Below are 13,477 nucleotides of genomic sequence, written 5' to 3'. Positions count from 1 at the left end.
TGTTATCAATGCCTAAAATTTTAGCTGCATTTAAAGTTATAGCCGATAGCGCTTCTTCTTTGGTTAAGCCATAAGCCGCCATGGTACCAGCCTGAAAAGGAAGGTTGCGCTGTCGCCAGAAACCATCTCCACCATCCTGGCAGATAGTAAATAAAATACCAGCCTTTTGTAAAGCGGCACCAGTTTTATAAGGCTGGTCTACATCATCATCATCCGTAGTGGGTAAACTATGTGGCTGCGATAAAATAACAGCCACCTTATTTTGCTTCAGCATATCGGTCATCAGCCAGCTATCCCCTGCACCTACCAGTACCAGTTTAAAATCAAATTCCCTGGCCATTTCTATCGCCATCATCATTTCTTTCACCAGGTCGCAGTGTACAAAAAATATCTTTGTTTTATTGAATAATCCCTGTAACGCTTCCAGTTTTAAATTTACCTGCGCATGGTTTGTTTCGCCATGATAAGCCTTTGCTTCGCGTAAAAAAGCACGGATACTTTCTATTTTTTCGAGGCTTTGTTTTACACGATCTTCTTCTGCACCCGGCCTGCGAAACTGCGCAGGTACATTAATGAGGGAAGGCATGTTAAAATGAATACCATTGTCAGTTTTATACGCAGCATCTTCCCAGTTCCAGGCATCCAGCTGCACTACAGAAGATGTACCGCTGATGGTACCGCCCTGCGGGACGATGTTGGCCAGCAATACGCCATTGCTGCGCAAGGTATTGATCACTTTACTATCGGCATTGTAAGCCACTAAACTGCGTATACTTGGGTTGATGTCGCCCAGCTCATCGTAGTCTGCTGTAGACCTTACTGCGCTTACCTCAACTAAACCAAGGTTGGTGCTGGAAGCTATGATACCAGGATATACATGCTTGCCTTTAAGGTCAATTATCTGTATATCAGCAATGGGAGCCGTTGTACGAACATCGGTAATTTTACCATTGCTGAAAACGATCATGCCATTTTCAATCACCTGGCCGTTGCCAATATGTATCACTCCATTGGTGAGTGCAATGGTACGGGTTTGTGCCGGTGCAGGATGCATATTTTCCTGCGCCAGTGCTTTAACGGAAAACAGTAGTGCGATTGGAAATAATAATTTTTTCATGCTGTTTATTTTTGACTGCAGGCAATAATAACCTGTTGAACTTTAATATTGTTACTGATCAAAACATTTATTGATTATCGAGGGAAATCTGGTGCTCATTTATTCTACCCCAAAAGGTTTTTTCATCGTGGTGATCTTCTTCACAATAATTCCGCTCTTTGTAAGAAGGAGACGGTGGAGACATTTTCTCGCCACCTTTTTTAGCACCGTCCATTTTCTGTATCAGCCTGGCTCTTTCTTTTGTAATGCCTTGCCTCAGTAATTTATCTTTTTCAATATCATAATAAACAATGCCGTCTACCATTGTGGTTTCTGCCCTTGCATAAATGCTTAAAGGGTTATCGCTCCACAAAACCAGGTCGGCATCCTTACCAATTTTTATACTGCCTGTTCTGTCTGCAACGTGCAACATTATCGCAGGATTTATAGTGACCATTTTCAGCGCATCTTCTTCATTCATACTGGTGTACTTCACACTTTTGGCAGCCTCCTGGTTTAAACGCCTTGCCATTTCCGGATCATCCGAATTGATGGCTACATTTAAACCAACCTGTTGCATCAGGTAAGCATTTTGAGGAATCGCATCTACCACTTCCATTTTATAACTCCACCAGTCACTAAAAGTAGAGGCGTTGGAACCATGTACTTTCATTTTATCTGCCACTTTATATCCTTCCAGAATATGCGTAAAAGTATTTACTATAAAACCAAATTTATCCGCTACCCGGATCATAGCAGTGATTTCACTTTGCACATACGAATGACAGGTGATAAAACGTTTTTTATTCAATATCTCCACCAATGCATCCAGTTCAAGATCCCGCCTTTTTCCCGGGCCCATTTTTTCATAATCCCTTGCTCTTGTGAAGGCATCAGTCAATACCTGTTCCACACCCATCCTTGTATCCGGAAAACGGTTGTTACTTTGACCATAAGAACGTTTTACATTTTCGCCCAACGCAAATTTTATAAACGGAGCCGAGTTGGCAAATTTCAACTGTTCTGCAGTCGCTCCCCAGCGTAGTTTTATCAGCTGGGTTTGCCCGCCAATGGTATTGCAACTGCCATGTAAAATATGGCTGCTGGTAACGCCGCCGCTTAACTGACGGTAAATATCAACGTCTTCAGGATCAAGTATATCTCCAATTCTTACTTCTGAAGTAACAGACTGCGAACATTCGTTGATGCCCCCTGTACCGGCAATGTGTGAGTGTTCGTCAATAATTCCGGCAGATAAATGTTTCCCCGTACCGTCAATGATCCTGGCGGCTGCATCAGTTAAATTTTTACCGATAGCTGCTATCTTTCCACTCTTTATCAGCACATCGGTATTTAACAAAATACCTTCTTTTTCACTGGTCCAGATGGTGGCATTTTTTATTAAAATATTTTGCTGTTTAGGTGTTTCTGTAAAGCCATATCCATTGAACGGGTACGTAATGGTACCACTTACTATTGCAAGTGAATCCGTTTTTTTCTTCTTTACACTATCCACCAAAGCAACCAGGGGTGCCGTTTTAATTGCGGTCCAGCTTAATAAATTTCCACCAATTGTTTGCCCTGTTCCGCTCCAGGTATCATCGCTGATTATACCATTCAGTCTTGCATCACGGGTACTGTCCTTTTTATAATCAATTACCATTAACACCAGTTTATCTTTAATGATAAGCTCAACCTTGGTGGTATCTTTTCCGATGATTTCTGCAGATGGCTTTGAGGCCTCCCCTTTTATAGACAATGTGTTCGGCTCATTGTTAATCACCAAAGTGTAATTACCCCGTATATCGTTCCATCCATCTTCTTTCAATATATATTTATTACCCTGTATCCAGTTTTGATATACCACCGCTTTATCGCTAAAAACGGGTGCAGATACAATTAAGAAATTCGCCAGTTTTCCAGCTTCAAGGCTTCCCACTTTATCGTACATACCCAATAAAGTGGCTGGGGTTTCGGTCAGTGCTTTTAATGCCTTTTGCTGGCTAAGGCCCTGTTGTATTGCCTTACGCAGGTTACTTAAAAAAGTATTGGTTTCTTTTAATCCGTTGGTAGTTAAAGCAAAATTAATATTGGCCTTTTCAAAAGCAGCAGGGTTAGTGGCTGCCAATTCCCAATGTTTCATATCTGCCAGTGATACAAATCTTGCATCCGCAGGATCTTCCACATCCATCGCCTGTGGAAAATTTAGCGGTACAATAAAAGAAGCGTTCGTGGCTTTTACTTCATTGATCCGTTGGTATTCGTTACCGCCCGCTTTAATGATATATTGTACATTAAATTCATCTCCTACTTTATCGGCACGCAGATCGCTCCATTTATCATTGCCTTCAAAAATCTGCGGTAAACCCTGGTTATCCAAAAATGCCTGCAGGGATAAATTGATCCCTTCAGTAGCAGGCTTTGTTTTGTACCATTGCGCATCTAAAAAATTCTGTCTTAATAAAGCGATGCTACCCATTAGTGAAGTAGGATAATCCTGCGTTGAACTTCCTTTGTTGAAAGAATAACTGGCAGCAGCTCTTTCTTTCAGCATCACCATATTTTCTTTTTCTGTTGCCAGCGTTACCACTGCACCGGTACCTCTTGATATCCCATCCATCTGGTGCGTTAGTACAGTACCAAAACCTACGGCCCTCAGTTCTTTTGCTTTGACATCATTGACCGAAAATATTTTGGCTGCATCTGTTTCTGAACGAATGGCCTGGTTCCATCCATAGGCGCCTTTTGTATTGGACAGCATTTGTGAAGCGCCCCGAAAACCGCCACCAGCAATCTTTTGCACAGCTTCTGTACCGTAATTAGAATACATATCAATAAACGAAGGGTAAAGATATTTGCCTTTACAATCCACTACTACTGCATCTTTGGGCACGGTTGCCTTACTGCCAACGGCCTCAATTTTTCCTTTACGAATAACCAGTACCGCATTTTGCAGTGTTGTTTGTGCGTTGGTAACAATGGTGGCATTGATGAATGCATAACAGTCTTCCTGCGGATTTGCAATATCATTTACGGGAAATGTTGCCTGAGCTTTTGCCTGCCAGGTCTGGAGCACACATAAAGAAAGGAAAAAGAGAATCCTTATTTTTTTCATAAAAATAAATTTTGTAAACAAATGATGGTACAATAAATATAGTGAATGATTGCGTTCAGCAATAAAGTGTTGTAAAAGTTTGTCCCATTAATCTGTAATTTAGCGTCAATTAATTTTTATGAATATTGCATCTTATATTGATCACACCCTATTAAAACCAACTACCCTGCTTGCGGATGTTGAAAAATGTTGCGAAGAAGCAATCCTGTACCATTTTGCAGCGGTTTGTATTCCACCGCTTTTTGTAAAGAAGGCCGTTGCATTATTAAAAGATACCCAAACTAAGGTTGCCACGGTAGTTGGCTTCCCTTTTGGTTATTCGGCCATTGAAGCAAAAGTAGCAGAAACTGTTTTAGCCATCATTGATGGTGTGGATGAACTTGACCTGGTAATAAACATCAGTGCCATAAAAAATAATGACTGGCAATTTTTAGCCAGCGAAATCAATGCTATATTACCAGTTGTAAGAAGAGGCAACAAAGTGTTAAAAATTATTATCGAAAGTGGCATACTTTCAAATGATGAAATCATAAAATGTTGTGACTTGTATGGCGCTGCCGGTGTGGATTTTATAAAAACATCCACGGGGTATGCAGAAAAAGGGGCAACCATTGAGGCGGTACAATTACTGCGGAAACACCTGTCGGAAAAAATACAGATCAAAGCCAGTGGTGGCATAAAAACCTATACTTTTGCCAAACAATTAATTGATGCCGGTGCCACACGAATTGGTTGCAGCAGCAGTGTACAAATTGTTAACGAAGCTGCCCAACAAAACTAACCGGAACAGTTTTTGTCAATTGCTTATTATGAAAAAATTTTATGCATTGTTACTGCCTGTCTTTTTTATTTTACAGGCAAAAGGTCAGGTAACAGATACAACCAATACCGGAAAGATAACAGTATTTAAAGACAGCAGGCTGGATGTACTGGCAAAAAAAGAAGCCGCTTTTAATGAAGCAAACGGATCTTTACTCGGTCCCAGATCTGCAAGAGGATACCGGCTGATGTTACTGAGTACCAGCAACCGGCCCGCTGCAATGAAGGTAAGGGCGGAGTTACTGCAACGCTTTCCCGAACAAAAAGTATACATGAGTTTTCAGCCACCGTACATCAAGCTGCGGTTTGGTAATTTTTTAGAAAGAGCAGATGCAGAAAAATATAAGAAAGAAATTATCAGCAGTAAATTAGTAACCAACAACATTTATTTATTGCCCGAAACCATCGAAATAAAGCCGGATAAAGATAAAGACAGCAATAATTAAAAGTTGCAGCTGCTACTATTTTTTACGGCGGATGTTTTTTAATTATTTAATAATTAAATCTTTACCATAAAAATAACCTACCAATCGTGAGTGAACTCCTTCAACAGCAGATACAAAATTTAGCAAGTCAATATGCTGCAGAGATGATTGAAGTGCGTCATCACCTGCATGCAAACCCGGAATTAAGTTATAAAGAATTTAAAACCGCTGCTTATATTCAGCAAAAATTAACTGCACTTAATATTACTTTTGAAGTTAAAGCTACCACGGGTGTAATAGCTTTGATAGAAGGAAAAAATCCTGATAAAAAAATAGTTGCTTTAAGAGGTGATATGGATGCGCTGCCCATTATGGAAGAAAATGATGTGCCTTACAAATCAACCGTACCGGGCGTTATGCATGCCTGCGGCCACGATGTACACACTACCTGCCTGTTGGGCGCAGCAAAAATTTTAAGCACTTTAAAAGATGAATGGGAAGGAACAGTAAAATTAATTTTTCAACCGGGCGAAGAAAAAAATCCGGGTGGTGCCAGCCTGCTGATTAAAGAAGGTGTTCTGCAAAATCCGGCACCCCAAAGCATTTTTGCCCTGCATGTTCACCCGGGACTGGAAGTGGGTAAATTAAGTTTTCGTGGCGGTATGGTAATGGCCAGTGCCGATGAAATTTATATTACCATCCGTGCTAAAGGCGGCCATGCAGCAGCACCTCAAAACACAGCAGATACTATTTTAATTGCAGCGCATTTAATCGTTAGCCTGCAGCAAATTATCAGCCGTAACAACGATCCTTTTAATCCTTCTGTATTATCCATCACTTCATTTCAGGGAGGATATACTACCAACGTCATTCCTTCAGAAGTAAAGCTGATGGGTACTTTAAGGGCAATGGATGAAGAGTGGCGCTTTAAGGCGCACGAACTGATTATTAAAATGGCCACCGAACTGGTACACAGTATGGGCGCAGAAATTGATATTAAAATTGATGTGGGTTATCCCTTTGTTTTAAACAATGAAAAACTGAATGCGGCAGCCCGTAAAAAAGCCGAAGCCTATCTTGGTACAGAGAATGTATCAGAAACAGAATTAAGAATGGGAGCCGAAGATTTTGCCTATTATTCTCACCAGATACCCGGCTGTTTTTTCAGGCTGGGTGTGGGTAATAAAGCAAAAGGAATTTCGATTGGTGTACACACGCCTACTTTTAATATTGATGAAGGTGCTATTGAAATTGGAATGGGTATGATGGCGTTACTGGGGGCTACGGGAGCTGAGCAGGATCGTACTTAATTTTTGTTGTATTTTCATTTGGGCAAGTTTATATATATAATAATTGTACGTTTTTAAATTATTAAGAAAATTAAAAGTGCGGATGTACTTTCCAGGTAAAAGTATCTAACAAATTGGATAAGTATCCAGCTACAGTTTTTTTTCTGAAAAATTGAAGGCAGATTCTAAGACTATTGGTAAATTGAAGAAGAATTAATTTTATTTTTTTACATTTTTTTATGCCGTTTGCTTTACGTAAATGGTATTTTTTTGGGGGTTACATATACCATTAGCTACGCTGGTTAGCAAATTTACTATTCGCTTTTACTTTTTATCCTTTGAAAATCATTTATGTAACTTGCCGCCTTATTTACTAAAATATGATTGCTGCAATTCCGCTTTATTAAAAGCGTAATTGCAGCAGTCCGGTTAAAATAAGTATGTATATGCCATACTCTCCAGCCGTATAAAATTGGGGGATATTAAATACACTGTATGTCAAAAGAACTTAGCAAACAACAGGCTTTAGAGTATCATGCCCAAGGCAGGCCGGGGAAAATTGAAGTAGTTCCCACCAAAGAATCCAAAACACAAAGAGACCTTTCTTTAGCTTACTCACCGGGCGTGGCCGTGCCTTGCCTGGAGATTGCGGCCAACCCGGAAGACGTATACAAATATACCGCCAAAGGCAACCTGGTAGGCGTTATCAGCAATGGTACCGCTGTGTTGGGCCTCGGCAATATTGGTCCCGAAGCAAGTAAACCCGTTATGGAAGGCAAAGGCGTTTTATTTAAGATTTTTGCTGATATTGATGTATTTGATATTGAAATAAATGAAACAGATCCGAAAAAATTTGTACAGATTGTAAAAGCGCTGGAACCCACATTTGGCGGCATCAACCTGGAAGATATAAAAGCACCCGAATGCTTTTATATTGAACAGGAACTAAAGAAGCTGTTAAAAATCCCCATCATGCACGATGACCAGCATGGCACCGCAATTATATCTGCTGCCGGTTTATTAAATGCGCTGGAATTACAAAAAAAGAAAATAGACCAGGTACGAATTGTGGTAAATGGTGCAGGCGCTGCTGCAATGGCCTGTATGAAATTATACGAATCGCTGGGTGCAAAGCATAGCAATTTTATGGTGTTTGACCGAAAAGGAATTTTATATAAAGGAAGAACAGATGTGGAAGAGCTGAAACAGGATTTTTGTGTGGATGAAAAATATAAAGAGTACGATCTGGTAAAAGCATTGCAAGATGCAGACGTATTTATTGGCCTTAGTGTAGGTAATGTGGTTAGTGCCGAAATGGTAAAAAGCATGGCAAAAAATCCCATTGTTTTTGCACTGGCAAATCCAGATCCTGAAATTGCCTATGATGTTGCCGTTAAAGCCCGTAAAGACTTAATTATGGCTACCGGTCGCAGTGATTATCCCAACCAGGTAAACAATGTACTAGGCTTTCCATACATATTTCGTGGTGCCCTCGACGTTAGGGCCACTACCATCAACGAAGCCATGAAGATGGCTGCAGTGAAGGCTTTGGCTGCCCTAACCAGGGAGCCGGTACCAGATATTGTAAATCTTGCCTATAATGCAAAAACAATTTCCTTTGGGCCCGATTATATTATACCAAAGGCATTGGATCCCCGCTTACTTTCAACCGTTGCACCGGCTGTTGCAAAAGCCGCAATGGAAAGTGGTGTGGCAAAATATCCCATCACCGATTGGGAAGCCTATAAACTTGAACTGAATAAGCGATTGGGACTGGATAACCAGTTGAGTCGTGTAATAGGTAACAAAGCCCGTAAAGATCCTAAACGGGTTGTATTTGCGGATGCTGAAAATATAAAGATTTTAAAAGTGGCGCAGCTTGTGGTAGAAGAAGGTGTAGGCTATCCTATTTTACTGGGCGATGTAAAAAGAATTACCAAACTGGCTAAAGACAATTGTATTGACCTGGAAGACATGCCTATCCTTGATCCCAAAGCAGATGAATACCATGATCTTCGTAAACAATTTGGTGAGTTGTTTTATACAAAGCGGCAACGAAAAGGTATCAACAAGCATGAAGCGCACAAGATGATGAGGGACAGAAACTATTTTGGATGTATGCTGGTAGAAACCGGACATGCAGATTGTATGATTAGCGGTTTAACCCGGAGTTACCCAGAAACTATCCGTCCTGCTTTGCAAACAATTGGTACAGAAGAAGGCGTTAAAAAAATTGCTGGCATGTATATTCTGCTAACAAAACGTGGCCCCTTGTTTTTGGCCGACACTACCATCAACTTTAACCCCACTGCGGAGGAACTGGCTGAAATTACTTTGCTTACCGCCAAAGAGGTAAAACAATTTAACATCGTTCCCCGTATTGCAATGCTCTCCTACTCTAACTTCGGCAGCAGTAATTCTGACGAAGCCAACCTGGTGCGCAAGGCAAGAGAAATAGTAAAGGCAAAAGATCCCACCCTGGTATGTGATGGCGAAGTACAGGGCATCCTGGCGTTTAATAAAGAAATTTTAAAAGACAATTATCCCTTTACAGAATTACTGGATGGGGAAGTGAATACCCTTATCTTTCCAAATCTTGCTGCCGGTAATATTGCCTATAATTTATTGCAGGAGGTAGGCGGTGCAGATTCTATTGGCCCTATTTTATTGGGATTAAAGAAACCAGTGCATGTGCTTCAGTTAGGAAGTTCTATCCGGTCTATTTTTAACATGGTACTGATAGCAGTGGTTGATGCACAGATGAAAAGTGAAACCAACACAGCAGATGAAGTAGATAAAAGCAACTGGTGGAAACGTTTTAAAAAAACGGCGCACGATTTGTAAACTTTGTCCTTTTTGTAGTGTATTATTTTTGGTTAATTACACGAAAGCCTGTTCAGATGGATCAAAGTATCAAAATCAAAATTTATCTTCGTTTTAAAAATCAGTAAATAATAAACCAATAATGGATTTTTTTACACATTTCGGCCGGTACCTTTTAATGATCAAAGGCATGTTTTCCAGGCCGGAGAATTTTAAAATGTATTGGAAAGAATTCATGCACCAATGCAATGATATCGGTATTGGTTCATTGGGTATTGTATCTATCATTTCAGTATTTATTGGTGCGGTTAGCGCTGTTCAAACATCTTACCAGCTGGTAAGCCCTATAATACCAGCCGAAACCATTGCACAAATTGTAAGGGATACCGTTATACTGGAGTTTGCACCTACTTTGGTATGTATTGTATTGGCTGGTGTAATCGGCAGTAAAATTGCCAGCGAACTGGGTAATATGCGGGTGAGTGAACAAATTGATGCGTTGGAAATTATGGGCATTAATACAAAAGCCTATTTAATTTTGCCTAAAATTGCTGCAGCATTATTAACCATTCCGCTGTTGGTAATTATTTCGATGGTGCTGGGCATCTGGGGCGGAAGGCTTGCTGGTGTTGCATCCGGCATATTATCTGCCGATACATTCGACCGGGGTTTGTTGTTAAAATTTATTCCTTACAATGTAACATTTGCACTCATCAAATCCTATACATTTGCTTTTATCATTAGTAGCATACCTGCCTATTATGGATATTATGTAAAAGGTGGGGCGCTCGAAATTGGCCGCAGCAGTACCAAAAGCGTAGTGGTTAGTTGTGTTATGCTTTTGTTTGCAGATTATGTTTTAACACAGTTATTGTTAACCCATTAATAAGTTGTTTTACTTATTACTTAAAACTTTTAACTTAACCGGGGTATGATTGAATTTAAAAATATCAAAAAAAGTTTTGGGGATAAGGTGGTATTGGATGATGTAAGCCATGTGATGCAGACGGGTAAATGTAATCTCATCATTGGTACCAGTGGCAGCGGCAAAACTGTTTTACAAAAATGTCTGGTAGGTTTGTTTGAGCCAGATAGCGGGGAGATTATATACGATGGTGTAAACTTTACTGATATGGATGAAGAAAGCAGAAAACTTTTGCGCCAGCAAATAGGCATGCTGTTTCAGGGCTCTGCGTTGTTTGACAGTATGACGGTTGAACAGAACGTGATGTTTCCGCTGGATATGTTTGCTAAAATGAAAAGCGGTGAAAAATTAAAACGTGTTAATGAAGTGCTTGACAGGGTTAACCTGGAAGATGCGCATAAAAAATTTCCTGCAGAAATCAGCGGCGGTATGAAAAAAAGAGTAGGCATTGCAAGAGCCATTGTGCTGAATCCAAAATATTTATTTTGCGATGAACCTAATTCCGGCCTTGATCCGCAAACCTCCATGGTGATTGATAAACTGATTCACGAAATCACCAAAGAATTTAACATGACCACAGTGATCAATACACACGATATGAACAGTGTAATGGAAATTGGAGAAAATATTCTATACTTGTTTGAAGGCCAGAAAGAATGGACCGGCAATAATGAAGAAATAATCTTCTCTAAAAATGATAAACTGAACCAGTTTATTTTTGCCTCCAAATTTTTACAGGATGCCAAAGACATGCGCATGCTGGAAGCCAAAGGAATTATTTCCGACGACAGAAATATGGAGGAAATACTGAATAGCGGGGAAGAGATAAAATAATAATTTGCAAATTTGAAAATTGGGAAATATAAAAAACTAAGATATTCCAATTTGCAATTCTTTGTCTGCAAATTTATCCGGAACACTTCATTTGCTAATTTCCAAATTTTCCCATTTGCTAATTTACTCCCCCTATCTTTGCGAAAATTAAAATTTTTCATTTCTAATTCTTAATTGATACCATGTCAGTTCTCGTTAATAAAGATTCTAAAATTATTGTACAGGGTTTTACCGGTACAGAAGGTACATTTCATGCCACACAAATGATAGAATATGGCACCAGCCTGGTGGGTGGCGTTACACCAGGTAAAGGTGGAAGCACGCATTTAGATAAGCCAGTATTTAATACAGTAGCCGATGCCGTTAAAACAACCGGCGCAGATGTAAGTATCATTTTTGTTCCACCTGCATTTGCTGCGGATGCTATTATGGAAGCTGCTGATGCCGGAATAGCGCTGGTAGTTTGTATTACTGAAGGCATACCGGTACAGGATATGGTGAAGGTTAAAAACTATTTAAAAAGTACAAACGCAAGATTGATAGGGCCAAACTGCCCAGGCATTATAACTGCAGAAGAATGTAAAGTAGGCATTATGCCCGGCTTTATTTTTAAGAAAGGAAGAATTGGTATTGTATCTAAAAGTGGTACCCTTACCTACGAAGCTGCCGACCAGGTTGCCAAAGCCGGGCTGGGAATTTCTACGGCAATCGGTATTGGTGGCGATCCTATCATTGGCACCACTACTAAAGAAGCGGTAGAACTATTTATGAATGATCCTGAAACAGATGCTATTGTAATGATTGGCGAAATTGGTGGCGGTATGGAAGCTGAAGCAGCTAATTACATCCAATCCACCGGTAACAAAAAACCTGTAGTAGGTTTTATTGCTGGTCAAACAGCTCCTCCAGGCCGCCGCATGGGCCATGCCGGTGCTATTGTTGGTGGGGAAGATGATACTGCTGCAGCTAAAATGAAAATCATGGCAGCTTGTGGTATTCATGTAGTGGCAAGTCCTGCTGATATTGGAAAAACGATGGCTGAAGTGCTTAATAAATAATTGATTCTCTTTTGAAATAAAACAATTGGCCCCCCAATAAATCGGGGGGCTTTATTTGTGTAGTATTCAACGGGATTAATCGTAATATACCTGGTGGTTTTTATTGCCTGTTTACCAGGTATCTTAGATGCATCAGGCTTTTCTTCCTCATCAATTCATTTACTCTATACGCATCATCCCTACATTATTCAAACACTATGCCGCTTAACTATTAAAGCAACTTTACAAAATGTTAAAGAAAAAACATGGTAGATATTTATGCAAAAAATGAAGTTTGCACATCTGTTTATTGTTGTATTAATTTTATGTCTTTACAACAGCTCAGCGACAAGCTGTATCTTGTAATTAAAATATTTCAGGTATGTTTTTAAATAAAATTTTACTGGTAATTTTTACTGGTTTAGCATTCACTTCCACGGCACAAACATCTACAGAGTATGTAAAAAACTGGGCAAAGACAGCCGCCTTTGAAAAAAAGGGTTTAACAAAATCTGCATTGCAGGAAGTGATGGCTATTTACAATATGGCAGTAAAAGATGACAACGATGCACAACAAATAAAAGCAGCCATCTACCAGATAAGGTATCGCAATATGGTACAGGAAGACAGCAGGGAAAACAATATATTTTATATAGACACTTTAATAGCCAAAGCCAAAATACCTGCTAAAAATATTTTACAAAGCATGCAGGCTGAAATGTTTTGGCAATACCTGCAAAATAACCGCTATAAATTTTACGACCGCACGGCATTGTCCGAAGAAAAATTAAATGACATTACTACCTGGACTTTGGATAAATTACATGCTACTATTGGTAAACTATATGAGGCTTCCCTTGCGAATGAAAGCTTATTACAAACCACTAAAATTGACCGTTTTGATCCTGTAATTGTTAAAGGAGAAAATACACAGCAACTTCGCCCAACTCTTTTTGATTTTTTAGCTTTCAGGGGGCTGGATTATTTTAAAAATGATGAAAGAGACCTTATAAAACCTGCGTACCAGTTTACCATCGATAACCCCAAAGCATTTGCACCGGCAGCGGAGTTTGCTGCAACTTCTTTTACAACTAAAGATACTGCTGCTTTACAT

9 protein-coding genes and 1 pseudogene are annotated in these 13,477 nt (G+C 39.8%); 8 read left to right on the top strand and 2 right to left on the bottom strand.

Annotation, left to right across the window (positions count from 1 at the left end; translation table 11 throughout):
* A partial coding sequence (locus tag H7254_RS19135) for an amidohydrolase (protein WP_301934494.1) occupies window positions 1–1,117 on the bottom strand: 1,117 nt, incomplete at its 3' end.
* Between the two features lie 67 nt (window positions 1,118–1,184).
* Entirely contained in the window at window positions 1,185–4,211 is a 3,027-nt protein-coding gene (locus H7254_RS19130) for an amidohydrolase family protein (protein WP_301934493.1), read from the bottom strand.
* A gap of 118 nt (window positions 4,212–4,329) precedes the next feature.
* Here H7254_RS19130 and deoC point away from each other — a divergent pair, with 118 nt between their 5' ends.
* The 8 genes and pseudogenes from deoC to H7254_RS19090 all read left to right on the top strand — a co-directional run.
* Window positions 4,330–4,992: a deoxyribose-phosphate aldolase gene (gene deoC / locus H7254_RS19125; RefSeq protein ID WP_301934492.1), complete on the top strand. Its 663-nt coding sequence runs from the start codon at window positions 4,330–4,332 to the stop codon at window positions 4,990–4,992.
* Window positions 4,993–5,020: 28 nt separating this feature from the next.
* Window positions 5,021–5,476 carry an SPOR domain-containing protein gene (locus tag H7254_RS19120; RefSeq protein ID WP_301934491.1) on the top strand — a complete coding sequence of 152 codons (456 nt, stop codon included), beginning with the start codon at window positions 5,021–5,023 and terminating at the stop codon, window positions 5,474–5,476.
* Window positions 5,477–5,562: 86 nt separating this feature from the next.
* Entirely contained in the window at window positions 5,563–6,765 is a 1,203-nt protein-coding gene (locus H7254_RS19115) for a M20 family metallopeptidase (protein ID WP_367875460.1), read from the top strand.
* 474 nt (window positions 6,766–7,239) lie between these two features.
* Window positions 7,240–9,588, top strand: coding sequence for an NADP-dependent malic enzyme (locus H7254_RS19110; RefSeq protein ID WP_301934490.1), 2,349 nt, complete (start codon window positions 7,240–7,242; stop codon window positions 9,586–9,588).
* Window positions 9,589–9,709: 121 nt separating this feature from the next.
* The gene (locus H7254_RS19105) at window positions 9,710–10,453 is read left to right on the top strand and encodes an ABC transporter permease (RefSeq protein ID WP_301922825.1); all 744 of its coding nucleotides are present in this window, start codon (window positions 9,710–9,712) and stop codon (window positions 10,451–10,453) included.
* Between the two features lie 45 nt (window positions 10,454–10,498).
* Window positions 10,499–11,326: an ABC transporter ATP-binding protein gene (locus tag H7254_RS19100; protein WP_301934489.1), complete on the top strand. Its 828-nt coding sequence runs from the start codon at window positions 10,499–10,501 to the stop codon at window positions 11,324–11,326.
* A 182-nt stretch (window positions 11,327–11,508) separates the two neighbouring features.
* Window positions 11,509–12,384, top strand: coding sequence for a succinate--CoA ligase subunit alpha (sucD, locus tag H7254_RS19095; RefSeq protein ID WP_301934488.1), 876 nt, complete (start codon window positions 11,509–11,511; stop codon window positions 12,382–12,384).
* Between the two features lie 361 nt (window positions 12,385–12,745).
* A pseudogene (locus tag H7254_RS19090) lies at window positions 12,746–13,477 on the top strand (alpha-2-macroglobulin); the annotation flags it as partial.

The sequence above is a fragment of the Ferruginibacter sp. genome (assembly GCF_014377975.1).
Taxonomy (GTDB): Bacteria; Bacteroidota; Bacteroidia; order Chitinophagales; family Chitinophagaceae; genus Ferruginibacter.
The sequence above is the reverse complement of the archived record's forward strand: the minus strand, read 5'-3'. Positions and strand labels throughout refer to the sequence as shown.

What these genes read in the sequence shown, in the direction of transcription:
- H7254_RS19105 (WP_301922825.1), top strand. Translation starts at nt 9,710, where the DNA reads ATGGATTTTTTTACACATTTCGGCCGGTACCTTTTAATGATCAAAGGC.
- H7254_RS19110 (WP_301934490.1), top strand. Translation starts at nt 7,240, where the DNA reads ATGTCAAAAGAACTTAGCAAACAACAGGCTTTAGAGTATCATGCCCAA.
- H7254_RS19100 (WP_301934489.1), top strand. Translation starts at nt 10,499, where the DNA reads ATGATTGAATTTAAAAATATCAAAAAAAGTTTTGGGGATAAGGTGGTA.
- H7254_RS19120 (WP_301934491.1), top strand. Translation starts at nt 5,021, where the DNA reads ATGAAAAAATTTTATGCATTGTTACTGCCTGTCTTTTTTATTTTACAG.
- H7254_RS19130 (WP_301934493.1), bottom strand. Translation starts at nt 4,211, where the DNA reads ATGAAAAAAATAAGGATTCTCTTTTTCCTTTCTTTATGTGTGCTCCAG.
- deoC (WP_301934492.1), top strand. Translation starts at nt 4,330, where the DNA reads ATGAATATTGCATCTTATATTGATCACACCCTATTAAAACCAACTACC.
- sucD (WP_301934488.1), top strand. Translation starts at nt 11,509, where the DNA reads ATGTCAGTTCTCGTTAATAAAGATTCTAAAATTATTGTACAGGGTTTT.